The organism is Leifsonia sp. 22587 (genome assembly GCF_052044215.1).
In the GTDB taxonomy this organism is placed as follows: Bacteria; Actinomycetota; Actinomycetes; order Actinomycetales; family Microbacteriaceae; genus Leifsonia; species Leifsonia shinshuensis_C.
This window is the reverse complement of record NZ_JBQENB010000004.1, coordinates 15,396-34,703: the sequence shown is the minus strand read 5'-3', so window position 1 is coordinate 34,703 and position 19,308 is coordinate 15,396. Positions and strand designations below refer to the sequence as shown.

Here is a 19,308-nt window from a genome sequence, read left to right as displayed (position 1 = left end):
GAATAACGGCGTGTTGCGCCCCCTCGTTTTGCGCCGGGCGACATTGGAGCGCAGGACAACGGCGTGTTGCGCCCCCTCCATGGATGCGCGAAAGCGCCGGCCCTGGGGCAGGGCCGGCGCTTGGGCGGGTGAGACGGGGCGGGTTACGCCGCGACGGGGAGCGCCGCGGGGGCGGCGGCGACGCGCAGGTCGCCGGCCTCGGCGTCCACGATCACGCGGCCGCCCTCGGCGAGCTCGCCGCTCACCATCAGCTCGGCGATGCGGTCGTCGACCTCGCGCTGGATAACGCGGCGGAGCGGGCGGGCGCCGTACTCCGGCTCGTAGCCCGTGTCCGCGATCCAGGCGACCGCCGCATCCGTCGCCTCGAAGGCGATGTCGCGGGCAGCCAGCCGGGAGGCGGTCGCGTTCAGCAGCAGGCGGACGATGTCGCGCAGCTGCACGGCGTCGAGCTTGCGGAACAGCACGATCTCGTCGATGCGGTTCAGGAACTCCGGACGCATCGCCTCACGGAGCTTGCCCATCACGCGGTCGCGGATGTCCTTCTCCGACGCGAAGCCGTCCGAGCCGGCCGGTACGAAGCCGAGGGCTCCGCTGCGGCTGGCGAGGAACTCCGAGCCCAGGTTCGAGGTCATGATGACCACCGTGTTGCGGAAGTCGACCGTGCGGCCCTGGCCGTCGGTCAGGCGCCCGTCGTCCAGCACCTGCAGCAGCAGGTTGAAGACGTCCGGGTGGGCCTTCTCGATCTCGTCGAACAGCACCACCGAGTACGGGTTGCGGCGCACGCGCTCGGTCAGCTGACCGGCCTCGTCGTAGCCGACGTACCCGGGAGGGGCGCCGACCAGGCGGGCGACGGTGTGACGCTCGCCGAACTCGCTCATGTCGAACCGCAGCATGGCCTTCTCGTCGCCGAAGAGGGATGCCGCGAGCGACTTCGCCAGCTCGGTCTTGCCCACGCCCGTGGGGCCGAGGAAGAGGAAGCTGCCGACCGGGCGGCGCTCGTCACCGAGGCCGGTGCGGTTGCGCCGGACGGCCTTGGCGACCGCGACGACCGCGTCGTCCTGACCCACCACGCGCTCGTGCAGCTCGGACTCGAGCCGCGCCAGGCGGGCGCGGTCGGCCTCGCCGACGCGGGACACCGGGATGCCGGTCGCCCGCGAGACGATGCCGGCGATCTCCGGCTCGCCGACCACCGCATCCACCCGGGGTGCGGCAGCGAGCTCGTCCAGCGACCGCTGAACCGACTCGATCTCGTCGCGCAGGCGCGACGCCTCCTCGTAGTGCTCGGCCGCGACGGCGGAGTTCTTCTCGGACTCCAGCGTGGCCAGGCGCTCCATGAGGGCGGACGAGTCCACCCGCCTGCCGAGCGACAGCCGCAGCCGGGCGCCGGCCTGGTCGATCAGGTCGATGGCCTTGTCCGGCAGGAAGCGGTCGGAGATGTAGCGGTCGGAGAGCTCCACCGCGGCGCGGATCGCGTCCTCGGTGTAGCGCACGCCGTGGTGCTCCTCGTAGGCGGCGCGGAGGCCGTCGAGGATGAGCACGGCGTCCTCGATCGAGGGCTCGCCGACGGTCACCGGCTGGAAGCGACGCTCCAGCGCCGGGTCCTTCTCGATGCGGCGGTACTCCTTGAGCGTGGTCGCGCCGACCAGGTGCAGGTCGCCGCGGGCAAGGCGCGGCTTGAGGATGTTGCCGGCGTCCATGCCGCCGGACTCGCCGGACCCTCCGGCGCCGACAACGGTGTGCAGCTCGTCGATGAACACGATCAGCTGGTCCTTGCCGTCGCTGATCTCGTCCATGAGCTTGGTGAGCCGCTCTTCGAAGTCGCCGCGGTACCGGGTCCCTGCGACCATCCCCGCGAGGTCGAGCGATACGACCTTCTTGTCCTGCAACTGCTCGGGCACGTCGCCGGCAACGATCGCGCGGGCCAGGCCCTCGACGATCGCCGTCTTGCCGACGCCCGCCTCGCCGACCAGCACCGGGTTGTTCTTGGTGCGGCGGGAGAGGATCTCGACGGTCTGCTCGATCTCGTCGAGCCGGCCGATGACCGGGTCCAGCTTGCCGTCGCGCGCAAGAGCGGTCAGGTCGGTGCCGAACTGGTCGAGCATCGGGGTTTCGGAGCCGTTCTCGGCGGCCTCCGGGCCCGCCTGGCCGCCGCCGACGGTCGTGCTCTGACGCATGGCCTCGGTGAGGGCCTCCGGGGTCACGCCGGCGGCCTGCAGCACGCGGCCGGCCGGGGCGTCCCGGCCGATCACGAGCGCGAAGAAGACGTGCTCGGGGTCGATGTACGTCGCACCGGAGGCCTGAGCCACCTGGTACGCGTGGAAGAGGGTCCGCTGAAGCGGGCCGGTGATGGATGCGCCGTCCGCGTGGATCACGTCGCCCGGGGCGGGCAGGCGCGACTCGGCCGCCTCGGCGACCCGCGCGGGGTCGACGCCGATGCGGCGCATGGCGTCGGCGGCCGGCTCCTGCTCGGCCATCACGCGCAGCACGTGCAGCGCGTCGAGCTCGCTGTGGCCGTGCTCCAGCGCGAACCGTCCGGCCTCCGCCAGGATCTCCTGGGTGCGCCGGCTGAGGAAGCGGCTGATGTCGATGGAGCGTGCGTTACGCGCACGCTCACCCGCGAGGTACCGCGCGAGGAACTCGTCGAACGAGTTGGCGCTGTCACCGTCGGGAGTGAAGTTCTCAGGCACGTGTTCTCCTGTTTCTGAAAGTTGAGCCTTGTGCACTCAAGTCCAACGCAGGAGGGACTGGTTTATTCCGTCGTGCCGGGATGCGCGTCCGGGGCGGTCACTCCCCCGCGTCGAGCGCGTCGAGGGCGGCGACATCCTCGGCCGACAGCTCGAAGTCGACGTCCGCGTTCTCGCGGATGCGCTCCGGCGTCGTCGACTTCGGCAGTGGCAGGATGTCCTTCTGCAGCAGGTAGCGGATGCTGACCTGGGCGACCGACTTGCCGTACTTCTCCGCGATCTCCCGGATGTCGGCGTTCTCGAGCAGCCGGCCGGTGGCGAGCGGGGAATAGCCCTCGACGAGGATGTCGTGCTCCTTGCTGAAGGCCGTCGTCTCCGGCTGCGTGTTGCCGACGAACCAGCGGATCTGGTTCGCGTGCGGCACCACGTCGGTCGAGCCGAGCAGCGACTCCAGGTCGGCGACCTCGAAGTTGCTCACGCCGATGGCGCGCGTGCTGCCGGCCTCGTAGACCTCCTCGAAGACCTTCCAGACCTCGATGTTGCCGGCGCGGTGGTCGCTGCCGATCGCGTTCCACGGCCACGGCGCGTGGATCAGGTACAGGTCGATGTGGCCGAGGTCGAGGAGCGCGAGCGAGCGCTCGAACGCGTGCCGGGCGCCCTCGGCGTCCTTCACCTCGGCGGGGCACTTGGTGGTGATGAAGATCTCGTCGCGGGAGATGCCGCTGTCGCGCACCGCGCGTCCAACGCTCGCCTCGTTGCCGTAGGCGCGGGCCGTGTCGATGTGGCGGTAGCCGGCGTCGAGCGCGGTGCGCACCGAGTCGTAGGTCTCGGACCCGTCCGGGATCTGCCAGGTGCCGAAACCGATCTTGGGGATGGTGACGCCGTTGGAGAGGGTGAAGGTGTCGGTCAGTGCGGGCATGGGGGTTCCTTCCTGAAGGATGCGGTGCCGCACATCGTAGCCCCGCCCCGCGATCAGTCGACCGGCTCCGGACGGCCGTTGCGGAGGTGCTCGTAGACCACGCTGGTGCGCACGTCCGCGATCTCGCGGCGCTGCGTCAGCCGGTCGATCACGAAGGCGTACAGGCTCTCGTTGTCCGCGACGGCGACGTGGATGATGAAGTCCTCGTTGCCGCTGGTCACGAAGACGCCGAGCGTCTCGGGCAGCGACGCCACCCAGTCCCGGAAGCCTTCGATCACCGGACGCGACGGCGGACGGATGCGCACCGCGATGAGGGCCTGGACCGGCCGGCCGATCGCGGCGAGGTCGACGTCGAGCACCGCCCCGCGGATGATCCCGCGGCGCCGCAGCAGGCGCGTGCGTTCGAGCGCGGTGCTCGGCGAGACGCCGACGGCGGCGGCCACGTCCCGGTTGCTGCGCCGCGCATCCGACTGGAGTTCGCGCAGGATCGCCCGATCAAGTTCGTCCATGGGCGCGATCCTAGCCGCTCTGTCGAACGAAATTCGGTGTTCGTGCGAGCGGCTCGCATCCTCGCTAGGTTCGGTTCGATTCGACCGAACGAAGGAGACCTGAATGCCCGAATCCGTCGGCTTCCGACCGGACGAGATCGACACCGCCGCGCCGACGCGCTCGGCCCGGCTCAAGTGGGTGATCGTCGTGGATGCCGCTCTCGCGCCCGGGATCGCGGTCAACGCGGCCGCCTGCGTCGCCGCCGCGACGCAGGCGCACGTGAGCGGCCTGCTCGGGTCCGCCGCGGTGGATGCGGACGGCGGCGAGCATCCTGGGCTCCCCTGGGCGGGATGCTCGGTGCTGGCCGCGACGGCCGAACAGCTCGTCGGCATCCGGGCGAAGGCGGAGTCCTCGGAGGGCGTCTTCGTCTCGGACATGCCGGTCGCCGCCCAGCAGACCCGCGTCTACGACGAGTACCTCGCGACCGTCGCGGCCACGGCCTCCCCCGACCTTCTGCTCGCGGCGGTCAGCGTCGTCGGCCCGCGCAACCGCGTCGACCGGATCGTCGGCCGCCTGCCGCTGCTCTGACCGGATCGCCCGATCGGGCCTCCCGCGATGTCGGCGGCCGGCGCTACCGTCGGCGCATGGAGATCGTTCTCGTACCCGGATTCTGGCTCGGCGCCGACGCATGGCGGGAGGTGACGCCCGTCATCGAGCGGGCCGGGCACCACGCGCACCCGCTCACCCTGCCCGGGCTGGCGCCCGGCGACACCGACCGCGGCAGCATCGGCGTCCGCGACCATGTCGACGCCATCGTGCAGCGGATCGACCAGGTGGGCCGGGCCGGCGAGCGGGACGTGGTCCTGGTCGGGCACTCCGGCGGCGGTCCGCTGTCGTACGCCGCGACCGCCGAGCGGCCCGACCGCATCGCCCGGACGGTCTACGTCGACTCGTGGCCGCTCGGCCCCGGCGGCGTGATCGCCGGCGACCTGACCCCGGTCGACGGCGAGATCGACCTGCTGCAGTGGGACGAGTTCGAGGACGCCGACCTGGTCGACCTCACGGACGAGCAGCGCGAGGAGTTCCGGCGCAGCGCGGTGCCGGAGCCCGGCGCCATCCCCACCACCCCGATCGAGCTGGCCGACGACCCCCGGCGCCGGTCGGTCCCGGCCACCATCGTCGCGTGCGAGTTCACCCCGGCCGACCTGCGCTCCTGGGTCGACTCCGGCTCGCCCGTGCTGGCCGAGGTCGGCAGGCTGGAGCGCCTGGACGTGGTCGAGCTCCCCACCGGGCACTGGCCGATGTTCACGCGCCCGTCCGAGCTGGGTGCGCTGCTGGCGGAGCTCGCCGACCGCTGAGCGCGTCGGTGCGACTCAGTGCTGCAGCGCGCTCTTCAGCAGGATCACCGCGACCCCGAAGGCGCCGGTGACCGCCGCCCCCGAGAGGCAGACGAGCAGCGAGCGGCCGCGCACGAAGAACACGGAGAAACCGAGCAGCGCGAGCATCAGCACCGAGAGCCACAGCGACAGGTTCACGCCGAAGTCTGCCGGCAGCACGCCGAGCGCCGCCAGGAGCAGCGGGATGCTGGGCACGATCGCGGCCTCCAGCATCCCGCCGGACTCGCGCAGCGCATAGCGCAGCGAGTCGCGCACGCGGTCGCCGTCCCGCCCGGCGTCGCCGTGATAGCCGAGCGCCGTGGAGTACACGTGCGCGAGCCAGAACACGACGATGCTGACGAGGCTGAACACCAGCAGGCGGATCGCCGACGCCTGGTCGTCCTTCGCTCCGGAGGCCGCGGCCACCACGCTCGCGTAGACGATCGTGCCGTAGATGGCCGCCGGCGACCCCCAGTGCCGCCACAGGCCGCGATGGATGTCCGCGTCGCGCCGGACAGCGCCCTCGGGTCCCTCGCCGGAGTCGTTCAGGTCCATGCGCGCCGGGCCGAACGGGTCGCGAGCGCCGCGTCCAGGTCGATCGCGGCCCGGATCAGCGCCAGATGGGTGAACGCCTGCGGGAAGTTGCCCAGCTGGAGACCGCTCGGGTCGACCTCCTCGGCGTACAGCCCCACGTGGTTGCCGTACGTGAGCATCTTCTCGAACGCGTACTCCGCCTCGTCGAGGCGTCCCGCGTCGGTCAGCGCCATCACGTAGAAGAAGGTGCAGAGCGAGAACGTGCCCTCCGCACCGGGCAGGCCGTCCGGGGAGGCCGCGGGGTTGTAGCGGTACACCAGGCTGTCGGTGACGAGCTCCTCCCCGATGGCGTCGAGGGTGGAGATCCACATCGGGTCCTGCGGCGAGATCATCCCGACCTGCGGCATCAGCAGGGTGATGGCGTCCACCACATCCGTGCCCGGGTATTGGGTGAAGGCCTTCCGCTCGGGGTTCCAGCATTTCGTGAACACCTGCTCGTAGATGGCGTCGCGCGCCGCCGTCCACGTCTCCAGCGGCGCGGGGAGGCCGCGGTCGCGGGCGATGCGCAGCCCGCGGTCGAAGGCGACCCAGCACATGATGCGGCCGTAGGTGAAGTCCTTCCTGCCCCCGCGGGTCTCCCACACCCCCTCGTCGGGCTGATCCCAGTTCTCCGCCAGCCAGTCCAGGATGCCGCGGAGCTTGGTCCAGCCCGGATTGCCGATCGGCCGGAAGCGCTCGCCGATGGCCAGCGCCTCCATCGCCTCGCCGTAGATGTCGAGCTGCAGCTGGTCGGCCGCGCCGTTGCCGACGTGGACCGGCCGGGAGCCGGCGTACCCGGTGAAGTGGTCGAGGGTGATCTCCTCGAGGTCCGACGACCCGTCGATCCGGTACATGATCTTGAGCGGTCCGGACGCCTCGCCGACCTGCTCCACCACGCGGTCCGCCGCCCAGAGCATGAAGGCGATGGCCTCCTCGGTGTAGCCGAGCGAAAGCAGCGAGAACACGGAGAACGAGGCGTCGCGGATCCAGGTGTACCGGTAGTCCCAGTTGCGCACGCCTCCGAGCTGCTCCGGGAGCGCCGCTGTGGGGGCCGCGACGAGCGCACCGGACGGGGCGTACTGCAGCAGCTTGAGGACCATGGCCGACCGCTCGACCGACTCCCGCCAGCGCCCGGTGTAGGTGCTGCGCGACAGCCAGTCGCGCCAGAAGTTCACCGTGTCCCGGAACAGCCGCATCCCGCGCGCCCTACCGATGTCGCGCAGTTCGCCGCTCGGCTCGGTCTCGAAGACGAACAGCCGCAGGTCGCCGGTCGCCATCGTGATGGTCGTGTCGACGTCGTCCCCGTCGAGCACATCCGGGCCGACCCCGTGCAGCGCCGCGCTGGTCTCGCCGTCCTCGAACCGCACCCCGTGCCGCGACGCGGTCGCGGTGTGCGGGCGGCGCCCGTAGTCGAACCGCGGGCGGCACTCGATGCGGAAGTCGAGCGTCCCCCGCACCACCCGGATGCCGCGCACGATCACCCGGCTCGTGGTCGCCACGGTCGGCTCGTCCGCCACCGGCATGAAGTCGATCACCTCGCCGACGCCGTCCTCGGACATGAAGCGGGTGATCAGCACCGCCGTCTGCGGGAAGTACATCTGCTTGACCCGCATCCGCTCCCCCACGGCCCGGATGCGGAAGTAGCCGCCCTTCTCCGGATCGAGCAGCGACGCGAACAGCGACGGCGAGTCGAACCGCGGGGCGCAGAACCAGTCGATGCTCCCCTCGGTGGAGACGAGGGCGACCGTCTGCAGGTCTCCGATCATGCCGTGGTCGTCGATGGCGGGGATCCCGTCCCCGTTGGTTCTCGTCTCCATGTCCGCCCCTTCCGGCCGGGGACCCGGTCTCGCGCGCATGCTAACGCCGGTCTCGCGAGCGCGGGAAGGCACCACGGAGGTCGCGCGGCACGGCCGGATCCGCGCTGTCTTGCCCGGGCCACCCCGCGCGAGGCATCATGCGGCCGAAGAGGGGTGGACGCCATGACCGAGACCCGGCAGCGGAGCACCGAACGCGTGACGGCACGCGCCGCCGCGCTCAACCTGGAGGGCGCTGCGATCGTGGTCGGGGGAGCCGCCCTGGTGCTCGGCGCGCTGGCGTCGCTGCCGTTCTTCTGGGGCCGGTCGCTCCCGATCGCCGGCCCCGGCTCGGTCTCCCAGTTCACGGCGCTGGCCGCCGGCGTCGTCGGCGTGGTGGCCTACGTCGTCGGCCGTCTCTGGCACCGGGATGCGCTGACCCCGTTCGGCGGAAGCCCGAGCCGGCAGCCGGCCGGCGACCATCCGGCGCGCCGGGCGGTCACCGCCTCCGCCGTCTTCGACACGATCGTGATCGGCATCGCGCACGGCATCATCGCCCTTCTCGGCTGGCTCGCCCTCGGCGCGGTGCTCGCCGACGGATTCACGGACGCGACCGTCTACGCCGTCTCCGCGACCGCGCTGGCGGGGGTCGCGGTGGGCGTGACGGCCTACGCGGTGTTCCTCTCGGCGACGCGCATCGACCTGATGCGGCTGTCGACCGTGCTCGCCGTCTTCGCGATCGTCGGCATCATCGCGGCCATGCTCAGCGCCCCGGACCCGCACTGGTGGCAGTACCACCTGAGCGCGCTCGGCATGTCGAACACGGTCTCGTCGCTGACGTTCAATCTCACGCTGATCGTCGCCGGTCTGATGATGGCGGCGATCGCCCGCTACGCCACCGACCTCACCGGCGTCGAGCCCGAGCAGCGGCCGCGGCTCCTCCGGGTGCGCGTGTGCCTCATCCTGATCGGCGTGCTGCTGGCCGGGGTCGGGCTGTTCCCGCTGGATGTGTCGCAGATCCTGCACAACGTGTCGGCGGTCGGCATGCTGATCGCGTTCGCGCTGCTCGTGTTCTGGGTCCGGCCCGCCCTCCCCGGTGCGCCGCGCTCGTTCTTCGTCTTCGGTTACGTGTCGTTCGGCGTGATCGTGCTGGTCGCCGTCTTCTTCGTCACCGGCTATTACGTGCTCACCGCGACCGAGCTGGTCGCCGGTGTGATCGTGTTCGGCTGGCTGACCGTGTTCCTCCGCGTGAGCGGAGCGGGGGCACGGGGGTGACCCGGCCGGGCGCGCGGTGCTCCGCGGGCCCGGCCGTGGTCGCACCGCGCGGCCGGTCGCTCAGGCCGCTGCGTCCCGTGCGTGCGGGTCGGAGGCGTTGAGCACCTCGACCACGCGGTCGTAGTCGCCGCGGGCCTCTCCGTAGCGCAGGAACTTGACGCGCTCGACCTGCAGCTCCTTCGCGTCCGGCTGCGTCTCGATGAGCTGCATCACCTCGGCGACGAACTCGTCGAGCGGCATCGCGAACTCGCTCTCCTCCTGACCGGGCAGGAGGCCCGTGCGCACCGCGGGCGGCTCGAGCTCGACGACGCGCACCGACGTGTCGGCCAGCTGGAGGCGGAGGCTCTCGCTCAGCATGTGGATGCCGGCCTTGCTCGCGTTGTAGCTCGGGGTGACCTTCAGCGGCGTGAACGCGAGTCCGGAGGAGACGGTCACGATGGTGGCGTCGGGCTGCGTCCGGAGGTGCTCCACGAACGCGGCGATGAGCCGGATCGGGCCGAGCAGGTTGGTCGTGACGACCTGCTCGGCCGACTCGAGGAAGCCGGCCGGCGTGTGCCAGTCCTCGACGCGCATGATCCCGGCCATGGCGATGAGCACGTTGAGATCCGGGTGCGCCGCGAGCACCTCGGCGGCGGCCTCGCGGATGCTGTCGGCGTCCGCGGTGTCGATGCGGACGGTGCCGATGCCGGGGTGCTCGGCGGCGATCCGCTCGAGCAGCTCGGTGCGGCGTCCGCCGACGATGACCGTGTTGCCGCGCTCCTTCAGGGCGACGGCGAGGGCGAGCCCGATGCCGCTGGTGGCTCCGGGGATGAAGACGGTGTTCCCTGTGATGTTCATGCCTCCACTGTCGGGCGGCTGACGGAGCGGAGGAAGCGGACCGTTCATCCAGGGATCCGCGATCCCTGGTTCGCCGCCGGGCGGGGCGGCATCATGGAGGGATGGATCGTGCCGCCCTCGCCGACTTCCTCCGTCGCCACCGGGAGAGCCTGCGCCCGTCCGACGTGGGCTTGAGCGAGGGCGCCCGCCGCCGCGCGCCCGGCCTCCGCCGCGAGGAGGTCGCCCTGCTCGCCGCCATGTCGACCGACTATTACACGCGGCTGGAGCAGCGGCGCGGCCCGCAGCCGAGCGAGCAGATGCTGTCGTCGCTCGCCCGCGCGCTGCGCCTCACCGACGACGAGCGCGACTACCTCTACCGGGTCGCCGGCCACAACACTCCGGACCGGTTCTCGGGCGGCGGCCACGTCTCCCCGGCGCTGCAGCGGGTGCTCGACCGGCTCGACGACACGCCCGCCCTCGTGCTCTCGAACCTCGGGGAGGCACTGGTGCAGAACCGGATGGCGGTGGCGCTGCTCGGCGACCGATCCGGCTACACGGGCCTGGCTCGGAGCGAGTACTACCGCTGGTTCACCGACCCGGAGAATGCGCGGGCACAGTACCCGGAGGAGGACCGCGCCCGCCAGAGCCGCGCACAGGTCGCCTCGCTCCGCGACGCCTACGGCGCGATGGGGCCGCGCTCGCGCGCCGGGGAACTGGTGCGCGCTCTGCTCGCCGAGAGCCCGGAGTTCGCGGAGCTGTGGGAGCGCCACGAGGTCGCCCGCCGGTTCGAGGACCACAAGACGCTCATCCACGCCGAGCTCGGTCCGATCGAGCTGGACTGCCAGGCGCTGTTCACCGAGGACCAGTCGCAGTGCCTGCTCGTGCTGACCGCCCCGCCGCGTAGCGAGGCGGCCGAGAAGCTGGCGCTGCTGGGCGTGCTGGGAACCCAGTCGTTCGGCGGCTCCCCCGCTGCGCATGTCGGCGGCGAGGGCTAACCTCTCCGGCATGAGCGAGAACGGCAGGAGCCGGGACGACGCGACCGTCCGCTGGCTCCTCGAGGGGGACCCGTCCATCCGCTGGCAGACGCTGCGGGACGTGGTGGGGGCCGACCCGGACGAGGTCGCGGCCGAGCGTGAGAAGGTCGAGCGCCACGGTTGGGGTGCGCAGCTGCTCGACGCGCAGGATCCGGGCGGCACCTGGGGCGGCACGGTGTGGAAGCCGCAGGACCGGGATGCGACGGACTCCGTGCTCCTGCTGCTGGTGCTGCTGGGCGCCGACGGCGAGCGCACGCGGGCCGCCGCCGCGCGCACCGCCGAGGGCGTCGACTGGGGCGAGGAGTGGGAGCACGCTCCGTTCTTCGACGGAGAGGTCGAGCCGTGCATCAACGGACGGGTGCTCACCGCCGCCGCGCCGCTCGGGTTCGCGTCGGAGACCATCCTGGGCAAGCTCCTCGACGGGCAGCAGACCGACGGCGGCTGGAACTGCTACGCCGACACGCTCGACGACCCGGGGTCGTTCCACAGCACCATCTGCGTCGTGGAGGCGCTGGCCGCGTACCGCGACGCCGGCGGACCGACGGATGTGGCCGAGCCGTTGCGCCGCGGCCAGGAGTACCTGCTGGAGCGCGGCCTGATGCGGCGCAAGACCACCGGGGAGATCATCGACGACGCGTGGCTGGAGTTCGCCTTCCCGTACTACTGGCACTACGACGTGCTGCGCGGCCTCGACCACCTGCGCACCGCGGGCGTGCCGTACGACGACCGTCTCGCCGAGGCGGTCGCGCACGTGGCCTCCCGGCGACGGCCGGACGGCCGCTGGACGCTCGACCGCCTGCTCCCCGGGCGGCCGGCCGTGCCGATGGAGACCGTCGGCGAACCGAGCCGCTGGATCACGCTGCGGGCCTTGCGCGTGCTCGACTGGGCGGGCGTACAGTCCACGGCATGACCGCCCGCACCCTGCTCCTGATCCGTCACGGCGAGAGCACGGCGAACGTCGCGGCCGCGGCGGCCGAGGCCGCCGGCGCCGAGGTCATCGCCGTCGACGCGCGCGACCCCGATGTGACCCTCTCGCCGCTCGGCGAGCTGCAGGCGTCGGCCCTCGGAGCCCGGCTCCGGCAGGCGCTGCCCGCGGACGCCGTGCTCTACAGCTCGACCTACCGGCGCGCGATCCAGACCGCGCGGTTCGCGCTCGGCGAGGAGGTGCCGCTGCGTCTCGACGAACGGCTCCGCGACCGCGAGCTCGGCATCCTCGACCGCCTGACCGCCATCGGCGTCGAGCGACGGCTGCCGCTGGAGGCGGAGCGCCGCCGCTGGACCGGCAAGTTCTACTACCGGCCGCCGGGCGGCGAGGCGTGGACGGATGTCGCGCTGCGCATCCGCTCGTTCCTGCGCGACGCGATGGCCGACAGCGGTCCCGACGGCGTCGTGGTCGTCTTCGCGCACGACGCGGTCGTGAGCCTGTTCCTCTACGTGCTGCTGCGCATGACCGAGGCGCAGCTGGCCGAGCACCTGCTGACGCATCCGGTCGCCAACGCCTCGGTGACCGAGCTGCGGAACGACGGCGGCGACGGCGGCGGCTGGAGCCTGCGCACGTTCGCCGACGACGCCCACCTGGCCGCCGCGGGGCTGCCGTCGACGGAGCACCCGGGAGAGGCGCGCACCGATGCCTGAGCGCGCGCGGCGGACGCTGCCCCCGGCCGAGGAGGTCACGCCCGAGATGCTCCGGTCCTGGCCGCTGCCCGAGCCGAGCGGCTCCAAGCGCTCCCGCGGCGAGGTGCTCGTCGTCGGCGGCGCCCTCCGCTCCCCCGGCGCCGCGATGCTCGCCGGCCGGGCGGCGCTCCGCGTGGGCGCCGGGCGGCTCACGCTCGCCGTCGGCCGGTCGGTGGCCGCCCAGGTCGCCGTCGCCGTGCCCGAGTGCGGTGTCGTCCCCCTCCCGGAGACATCCGCCGGCAGCATCCGCGGAACCGGCGTCCGGGCCGCGGCGGACGATCTCGCCGGGGCCGACGCGGTGCTGCTCGGTCCCGGGCTCGACGACGCCGCGGAGACCGCACGGATGCTCCCCCGCGCCGCTCGGGCGGCCGGGCGCGACACCGTCCTCGTGCTCGACGCCTACGCCCTCGGAGCGCTCGCCGGGCATCCGCGGCTCGCGGGCACCGGCCCGCGCATCCTCACCCCCAACACCGAGGAGGCCGCGCGCCTGCTCGGCCGCGAGACGGGCGACCTCGACACCGACGCGCGCGAGCTGGCGCGGCGGTACGGCGCGGTCGTGTCCTGCTTCGGGAGGGTGGCCTCACCCGACGGGCGGCTGCTCACGGTGGGCGACGGGGATGTCGGGCTCGGCACCTCGGGCAGCGGCGACGCCCTGGCCGGTGCCATCACCGGTCTCGCGGCACGGGGCGCGGAACCGCTGCAGGCCGCGGTCTGGGGCACCGCACTGCACGCCGCGGCGGGGCGGTCCTTGAGCGCCCGCGTCGGCCGCCTGGGCTACCTGGCCTCCGAGATCGTGGACCGCCTGACAGCCGAACTGGAGGCCGTCGGCTGACCCCGGAGCGCTCCGGAATTACCCACTAGCCGCGTGAACGCACGCCGGGTTACTCTCACCGCACGTCCAGACATGCGAGCTGGAGTGGAGAGGGGAGTCCATCATGGACTGGAGCAACTTCTGGAGCGTCGTCTGGCTCTTCTTCTGGAGCTTCGCCTTCGTGGCGTATCTGTTCGCGCTGTTCGCGATCATCAGCGACCTGTTCCGCGACCACAAGCTGAACGGGTGGTGGAAGGCCGTGTGGATCATCTTCCTGATCTTCGTGCCGTTCCTCACCGCGCTGGTCTACCTGATCGCGCGCGGGCCCGGGATGGCCGAGCGGAACCAGCGGGAGGCCCGGCAGATGCAGTCCGCCACGGACGACTACATCCGCCAGGTCGCGCACTCGAGCCCGGCCGATGAGATCTCGAAGGCCAAGGCACTGCTCGACAGCGGCGCCATCACCCCGGAGGAGTTCGCGCACCTGAAGGCACGGGCGCTCTCCGGTCAGCACACCGGCGGCGCCACCGGCCCCGCCGCACCCACGGCCGCACCGGCCGCAGCCGCACCGACGGTCCCGCCGACCGCTCCCCCGGCCGCCCCCACCGTGTGATCCGCCTGCCGGACAGCCGGGAGGGCGCCGATCCCCCCGCCCGGCCGTCCGGCGCCGCCGCGGCCACCACCGATCGGGAGGCATCATGACCGACGCATCGACAGGCCCCGGCGCACCCGCCGCGACCGAGCTCCCCGCCGCGGCACCCGCCCGACGCGGGATCTGGCCCTTCCGCCGCCGCGGTCGCACCCGCGTGGAGGAGGCGCCTCCCGTGGGCCCGGACAGCGATGAGGGCTCCGGAGCGGGTATCGGACGTGCCCTGAAGATCCTGCTGATCATCGCCGCGTCCGTCGTCATCGCCTGGGGCATGGGCGGGATCAAGGGCATCCTGGCGCCGACGCTGCTCGCGCTCGTGCTGACCATCTGCGCCCAGCCGGTGCGCGTGTGGCTCGAACGTCACGGCACGCCCTCCGGCCTCGCGACGGGTGCGGTCGCACTGACCGTCTTCGCCCTGCTCGCCGGGTTCATCGGCCTGCTGATCGTCGCCCTCGCGCAGTTCGTCGGCATGCTGCCGCAGTACAAGCCGCAGCTGCAGGAGTTCGGGGACAAGCTGGGCGAATGGGCGCAGACCATCGGCCTCGGCGCCGAGCAGGTGCAGCAGATCAAGTCGAGCTTCAACCCGTCGCAGTTCCTGGGCTTCTTCTCCGGGCTGCTGGGCAGTGCGCTCAGCCTGACCGCGTTCCTGGTGGTCGTGCTGACCATGCTCATCCTGATGCCGGCCGACGCCGCCTATACGCCGACGCTGCTGAAGCAGCTGGAGCCGTCGCGGCCGAACCTGGTCTTCGCCCTGGGCAGCTTCGCGCACGGTGTGCGCCGCTACATGGTGGTGACGACGGTGCTCGGCGTCGTGCAGGGCATCCTCAACGGCCTGGCGCTCTGGGCGCTGGGCGTCCCGGCGGCGCTGCTGTGGGCGATCCTGTCGTTCCTGTGCAGCTTCATCCCGAACGTCGGGTACTTCGTCGCCCTCGTCCCCCCGCTGGTGTTCGGCTTCCTCACCGGCGGCTGGGGCACGGTGATCGCGATCATCGTCATCTACGGCGTCGTCAACGCCGTCGTGCAGTCCATCATCCAGCCCAAGGTCGTGGGCAACGCGGTGGCGCTCAGCCAGACCCTCACCTTCTTCGCCGTGCTGTTCTGGGCGGTGGTGCTCGGGCCGATCGGCGCGATCCTCGCCATCCCGATCACCCTGCTGATACGCGCCGTCCTCGTGGACGCCGACCCGCAGGCCCGTTTGTGGCGGCCGTACATCGGCGACCTGCGCCACACCCGCGAGCTCATGAAGGAGGACGCGGTGGCGCGGAAGGCGGAACGGCAGCAGCTGCACGGCAAGGGCGCGAGCGGCGCCTGAGCGGCCGGTCCGCCTGAGCGGTGCCGAGGCGGTCAGGCGGAGCGGGCGGCGACCGAGAGGTCGCTCCCGCCCTCGACCGTCAGCCGGCGCCCGATCCGGACGAGCTGCGGCTCGTCCGTGAACGAGCCGGCGAACAGCGCCTCCCCCTTGCGGAACGACGGCGACTGCTCCAGCAGCTGCCGCGGCACGAACCCGAACACGTCCGCGAGCTCGGCCAGATCGCGCGGCGAGTTCATCCGCATCAGCCCGAGGTTGTCGCACTGGGAGAGCACGTTCGGGTGGATCTTGGTGGGCCGCTGCGTGCTGAGAAACAGCCAGAGGCCGAACTTCCGTCCCTCCGCCGCGATCTGGATGAGCTGCTCGGTCAGCTGCGCCTCGACGCTCGACCGCGGGACGGGCGGGCAGAAGTTGTGCGCCTCGTCGATCACGATGAGGACCGGCCGGCGGTCCATGCGCCGCTCCCAGAGGTCCTCGAGGATGCCCAGGGCCGCCGCCTGCGGTTCCGCCGGGTGCGAGAACCCGCCGACGTCGAGCACGACCACGGGCGGCCGCTGCTCCACCTCCGCCGTGACGGACGCTCCGCCGAAGGCCCACAGCGGCCAGTCCAGGATGCCGAGGTTGTCGATCCGGAGGCCGAGCCGGCGCCGCGCCGGGTCGCTGGATGCGGCGAGGGTCTGCAGGAACGTGTCGCGCGAGAACTCCTTCGGGCCCACGTCGAGGTGCAGGAGCGCGTTGAACTCCTCCTCGTCGGCGATCGGGTCGAGCCGCGCCACCGACGCCTTCGACCGCACGCTCAGGTCGATGTAGCGGATGCGGAGCTGCGGTTCGCGGGGAGTGCTGGAGTGGAAGACCCGGATGTCGAGCTCGCCCCACCGCGCCGCATCGGCCGGGGAGACGTCGTCGCGCGTGCGCGCGAGCTCGGTGAAGTCGGCGTTGGGGTCGAACACCGCCAACGGCAGCTCCGTCTCGAGGAGCAGCTGCTCGAGCACCACGCCGAGGGCGTAGGTCTTGCCGGATCCGCTCTGGCCGCACCAGAAGGTGTGGCGGTTGAAGCGGGATCCGTCGAGCACGGCCGGGCGATCCGGCGCCTCCGCTCGCGTTCCGACGGTCAGCGGGATCATGGCGGTCTCCTCTCGCACCGGCCCGGCGGCGCGGATGCGGCCGATGGTAGCGCCGCGCGACCGACCGCGGACAGTCCGCGGATCGGTGGACCCGGCGAACCGTGCGTACGGTGCCGACCGTCAGACCGGCCGGAGCGACTCCGGGATCGGGAACGGCAACGTGTAGATCAGCTGCGGGGCGTCGATCGCGCCGAAGTCGTCCTTCTTGACGACGATGCGCTCGGTCGAGACCTCGGTCAGCCGGACGCGCAGCGCGCGCCCGTCGTCGAGCAGCAGCTCGTAGCGGTCCGCCAGGTAGCCGATGCCCGTCGACTCCAGCAGTTCCTCGCCGGTCAGCCAGTCCACCGGACCGGCGAGCTCGCGCCCGAGCAGGTCGACGGGCACGAAACCCTCCCCCTCCGGTCGCAGCCATCCGACGCGTTCGCCGTCCTCGCGGCGGTGCTCGATCCATCCCTGCATTCTGCATACCCTAGCGGCCACGCGCGGACCTATGATGAGCGCGTCCACACCCGGGGACGTCGGCGTCCCCACGGCGGTGGCTCCGTGGAAGAGGTTCGGTATGACCCTGGACATCGCGGAAACGGGCGAGCGGGCGGAGTCGCCCCTCTCTGCCGCGGAACTCTTCGAGGCGGGCCGCGCGGCCCGCACGACGCTCCCCCGCTCGGCGCACGCCGAGTACGTCCCGCCTCCCGGACGCGACCCGATCGGCATCCTGCGCGCCCAGCACGAGAACCGGCTGCAGAACCTCATCGACCTCCGGGTGGAGCGGATGAGCGCCGACGCGTTCGCGTTCTACCGCGGCACCGCCGCGATCCAGGCCGCCGATCTGCGCTCGGCCCCGTCGACCGGCGCGGAGGTCGTCGTCTGCGGGGACGCGCACCTCTCGAACTTCGGCATCTACCGCTCGCCCGAGAACGCCATGGTCTTCGACATCAACGACTTCGACGAATCGACGGTCGGACCGTGGGAGTGGGACGTGAAGCGGCTCGTCGCCAGCGTCGTCATCGCCGGGCGGGCGATCCCCCTTCCCGCCGACTTCGTGATGGAGGCCGCGCAGGCCACCGCGTCCGCCTACCGGATCTGGCTGGCCCGGGCGCTGCAGAACCCGCTGATCACCCGGTACTTCACCCCGAGCTCCGTCACCTCCGCCCGCGAGAGCCGGCTGCTCAGCGCCGACATGCTGAGCCTCATCGACCGGGTCACCAAGGAGTCGCGCAAGCGGACCAGCGAGCACGTCGCCCGCAAGACGCTGGAGACCGACGAGAACGGTGTGCTGCGCTTCATCGATCGGCCGCCGATCCTGCGGCGGGCCGAGCCCGAGGTGCAGGCGCTGGCCCAGGGCGCCTACGAGAGCTACCGCGCGACCCTGCCGCCGAACACCGCCCTCCTGACCTCGCAGCTCCGCCTCGACGACGTCGCGCGACGGGTGGTCGGCGTCGGCAGCGTCGGCACGCGCTGCTTCGTCATCGCGCTGCAGGGGCCGACCGGCGAGGTCGTGCTGCTGCAGCTGAAGGAGGCGGAGGCGTCCGTCGTCGAGCGGTTCGGCGGGGTCGCCCCGCTGCCCGGGTACCTGGACCTGTCGCTGCTCCCGGACGAGCAGGGCTACCGCGTGGTGTCGTGCCAGCGCATCCTGCAGGCAGTGTCGGATCCGTTCCTCGGCTTCCTGCGCGTGGAGGGTTTCGCGTTCTACATGCGCCAGTTCCGCAACAGGAACGCGTCGTTCGAGATCCCGTCGATGAACGCGGTGCAGTTCTTCGACTACGCGCGGATGTGCGGGGCCGTCCTCGCCCGGGCGCACGCACGCTCGCCGAAGGCGGCGTTCGTCGCCGGGTACCTCGGGACCGGCCCGTCGTTCCCGCGGGCACTGGCCGAGTGGGGACGCCGCTACGCGGACCAGGCCGAGGCCGACTACGCGGAGTTCGTCGCGGCCGCGCGGGACGGGGTGTTCGCGGTCGCCTGAGCGGGCCTTCAGCCGGCGGGCTTCAGCCGGCGGGGCGCTGTCCCGGCGGCAGCAGGAAGGCGCGCACCGCCTCCTCCACCTCCGGGGTGTCGAGGTGGAGGCCGTGGCGCGCCTCGAACTCGCTCAGCGTCGCGTGCGGGATGCGCTCCGCCAGCAGGTGCGCGTGCGACACCGGGGTGAGCGCGTCGTGGCGTCCGTGCACGACGAGCGTGTCGCCGCGGATGCGGTCGAGCACGGCCGACCCGTCGTGGTCGCGGCTGGCCGCGAAGTGCCCGCGGAGCGCCGGGCGCGTCGCGACCCGCGTGAAGAAGCGGTCGACGTCGGCGGGATGCGCGGCCGCCCAGCCGTCGTCGAAGAACAGCGGCAGCATCCGCTCGCGGTCGCCGCTCAGCAGGTCGGCGACGGCGGCGGGGTCGCGGCGCGCGGCGGACCGGTCGCCGGAGGTCGTGGCGATGAGCACGAGCCGGCGGACCCGCTCCGGGTGGTCGGCCGCCAGCCACTGGGCCACCCGTCCGCCCATCGAGTGGCCGACGACGTGCGCAGCGGCGACGCCGGCGGCGTCGAGCACCGCGACCGCGTCGTCGGCGAAGGCGCGGGTCGAATAGGCGGCGGGGTCGCCGAGCCCGCTCTCGCCGATGCCGCGGTGGTCGTAGACGATCACCCGGAAGTCACGGGCGAGGGCGTCCGCGAACGGACCCCAGCCGTGCATCCCGGTCGCCTGCCCGGCGATCAGCAGGACCGGGACGCCGACCCCCTGCTCCGCGAAGGCGATCGGCGTCCCGTCGTCCGCCGTGGCCTGCTGAATGTCCTGCTCCTCCATGA

Annotated in this window: 19 protein-coding genes; 10 read left to right on the top strand and 9 right to left on the bottom strand. The window is 72.2% G+C overall.

Features of this window, described 5'->3' with window-relative positions; translation table 11 throughout:
- Positions 1-143 precede the first annotated feature (143 nt).
- From ACTJI1_RS15895 to ACTJI1_RS15885, 3 genes are all read right to left on the bottom strand, one after another.
- Positions 144-2,687: an ATP-dependent Clp protease ATP-binding subunit gene (locus ACTJI1_RS15895; RefSeq protein WP_440743420.1), complete on the bottom strand. Its 2,544-nt coding sequence runs from the start codon at positions 2,685-2,687 to the stop codon at positions 144-146.
- Positions 2,688-2,784: 97 nt separating this feature from the next.
- Positions 2,785-3,603, bottom strand: a complete 819-nt coding sequence (locus ACTJI1_RS15890) for an aldo/keto reductase (protein ID WP_440743419.1) — start codon at positions 3,601-3,603, stop codon at positions 2,785-2,787.
- A gap of 53 nt (positions 3,604-3,656) precedes the next feature.
- Complete coding sequence (locus ACTJI1_RS15885; RefSeq protein ID WP_310128162.1) at positions 3,657-4,112, bottom strand: Lrp/AsnC family transcriptional regulator; 456 nt, start codon at positions 4,110-4,112, stop codon at positions 3,657-3,659.
- A gap of 103 nt (positions 4,113-4,215) precedes the next feature.
- Between ACTJI1_RS15885 and ACTJI1_RS15880 the strand changes: the two genes are divergently transcribed.
- Both ACTJI1_RS15880 and ACTJI1_RS15875 read left to right on the top strand, forming a co-directional pair.
- Complete coding sequence (locus ACTJI1_RS15880) at positions 4,216-4,680, top strand: DUF2000 domain-containing protein (RefSeq protein WP_440743418.1); 465 nt, start codon at positions 4,216-4,218, stop codon at positions 4,678-4,680.
- Positions 4,681-4,736: 56 nt separating this feature from the next.
- Positions 4,737-5,450, top strand: coding sequence for an alpha/beta fold hydrolase (locus ACTJI1_RS15875; protein WP_440743417.1), 714 nt, complete (start codon positions 4,737-4,739; stop codon positions 5,448-5,450).
- Positions 5,451-5,465: 15 nt separating this feature from the next.
- Here the strand turns inward: ACTJI1_RS15875 and ACTJI1_RS15870 are convergent, their stop codons facing one another.
- The gene (locus ACTJI1_RS15870) at positions 5,466-6,023 is read right to left on the bottom strand and encodes a hypothetical protein (RefSeq protein ID WP_440743416.1); all 558 of its coding nucleotides are present in this window, start codon (positions 6,021-6,023) and stop codon (positions 5,466-5,468) included.
- The gene (locus ACTJI1_RS15865) at positions 6,014-7,858 is read right to left on the bottom strand and encodes a glycoside hydrolase family 15 protein (RefSeq protein ID WP_440743415.1); all 1,845 of its coding nucleotides are present in this window, start codon (positions 7,856-7,858) and stop codon (positions 6,014-6,016) included. Before ACTJI1_RS15865 ends, ACTJI1_RS15870 begins: the two co-directional genes overlap by 10 nt.
- Positions 7,859-8,020: 162 nt before the next feature.
- On the opposite strand from ACTJI1_RS15865, the gene ACTJI1_RS15860 reads away from it, so the two are divergent.
- A complete protein-coding gene (locus tag ACTJI1_RS15860; protein WP_310128153.1) occupies positions 8,021-9,109 on the top strand; it encodes a DUF998 domain-containing protein in 1,089 nt (362 codons plus the stop codon).
- A gap of 60 nt (positions 9,110-9,169) precedes the next feature.
- Here the strand turns inward: ACTJI1_RS15860 and ACTJI1_RS15855 are convergent, their stop codons facing one another.
- Positions 9,170-9,946 carry an SDR family oxidoreductase gene (locus ACTJI1_RS15855; protein WP_440743414.1) on the bottom strand — a complete coding sequence of 259 codons (777 nt, stop codon included), beginning with the start codon at positions 9,944-9,946 and terminating at the stop codon, positions 9,170-9,172.
- A 101-nt stretch (positions 9,947-10,047) separates the two neighbouring features.
- Here ACTJI1_RS15855 and ACTJI1_RS15850 point away from each other — a divergent pair, with 101 nt between their 5' ends.
- The 6 genes from ACTJI1_RS15850 to ACTJI1_RS15825 all read left to right on the top strand — a co-directional run bounded on the left by ACTJI1_RS15850 (position 10,048) and on the right by ACTJI1_RS15825 (position 15,405).
- Entirely contained in the window at positions 10,048-10,920 is an 873-nt protein-coding gene (locus tag ACTJI1_RS15850; protein ID WP_440743413.1) for a helix-turn-helix transcriptional regulator, read from the top strand.
- A 10-nt stretch (positions 10,921-10,930) separates the two neighbouring features.
- On the top strand, positions 10,931-11,869 hold the full coding sequence (locus tag ACTJI1_RS15845; RefSeq protein WP_440743412.1) for a hypothetical protein: 939 nt from the start codon (positions 10,931-10,933) through the stop codon (positions 11,867-11,869).
- On the top strand, positions 11,866-12,594 hold the full coding sequence (locus tag ACTJI1_RS15840) for a histidine phosphatase family protein (RefSeq protein WP_440743411.1): 729 nt from the start codon (positions 11,866-11,868) through the stop codon (positions 12,592-12,594). The genes ACTJI1_RS15845 and ACTJI1_RS15840 overlap by 4 nt, the downstream gene beginning before the upstream one ends.
- On the top strand, positions 12,587-13,465 hold the full coding sequence (locus tag ACTJI1_RS15835; RefSeq protein WP_440743410.1) for an NAD(P)H-hydrate dehydratase: 879 nt from the start codon (positions 12,587-12,589) through the stop codon (positions 13,463-13,465). Before ACTJI1_RS15840 ends, ACTJI1_RS15835 begins: the two co-directional genes overlap by 8 nt.
- Positions 13,466-13,568: 103 nt before the next feature.
- On the top strand, positions 13,569-14,057 hold the full coding sequence (locus ACTJI1_RS15830) for an SHOCT domain-containing protein (RefSeq protein WP_310128145.1): 489 nt from the start codon (positions 13,569-13,571) through the stop codon (positions 14,055-14,057).
- An 85-nt stretch (positions 14,058-14,142) separates the two neighbouring features.
- Positions 14,143-15,405, top strand: a complete 1,263-nt coding sequence (locus ACTJI1_RS15825; RefSeq protein ID WP_310128143.1) for an AI-2E family transporter — start codon at positions 14,143-14,145, stop codon at positions 15,403-15,405.
- Between the two features lie 32 nt (positions 15,406-15,437).
- On the opposite strand, the gene ACTJI1_RS15820 is transcribed toward ACTJI1_RS15825, so the two are convergent.
- Together ACTJI1_RS15820 and ACTJI1_RS15815 are read right to left on the bottom strand one after the other, a co-directional pair.
- Positions 15,438-16,526 (bottom strand): ATP-binding protein, encoded by a 1,089-nt coding sequence (locus tag ACTJI1_RS15820; protein ID WP_310128141.1) that lies wholly within the window; start codon positions 16,524-16,526, stop codon positions 15,438-15,440.
- A 120-nt stretch (positions 16,527-16,646) separates the two neighbouring features.
- Positions 16,647-16,985: a hypothetical protein gene (locus ACTJI1_RS15815; RefSeq protein ID WP_310128139.1), complete on the bottom strand. Its 339-nt coding sequence runs from the start codon at positions 16,983-16,985 to the stop codon at positions 16,647-16,649.
- 100 nt (positions 16,986-17,085) lie between these two features.
- Here ACTJI1_RS15815 and ACTJI1_RS15810 point away from each other — a divergent pair, with 100 nt between their 5' ends.
- Positions 17,086-18,486, top strand: coding sequence for a DUF2252 domain-containing protein (locus tag ACTJI1_RS15810; RefSeq protein ID WP_310128137.1), 1,401 nt, complete (start codon positions 17,086-17,088; stop codon positions 18,484-18,486).
- 22 nt (positions 18,487-18,508) lie between these two features.
- Here ACTJI1_RS15810 and ACTJI1_RS15805 read toward each other — a convergent pair whose 3' ends face one another.
- The gene (locus ACTJI1_RS15805) at positions 18,509-19,306 is read right to left on the bottom strand and encodes an alpha/beta fold hydrolase (RefSeq protein ID WP_440743409.1); all 798 of its coding nucleotides are present in this window, start codon (positions 19,304-19,306) and stop codon (positions 18,509-18,511) included.
- Positions 19,307-19,308: the final 2 nt, after the last annotated feature.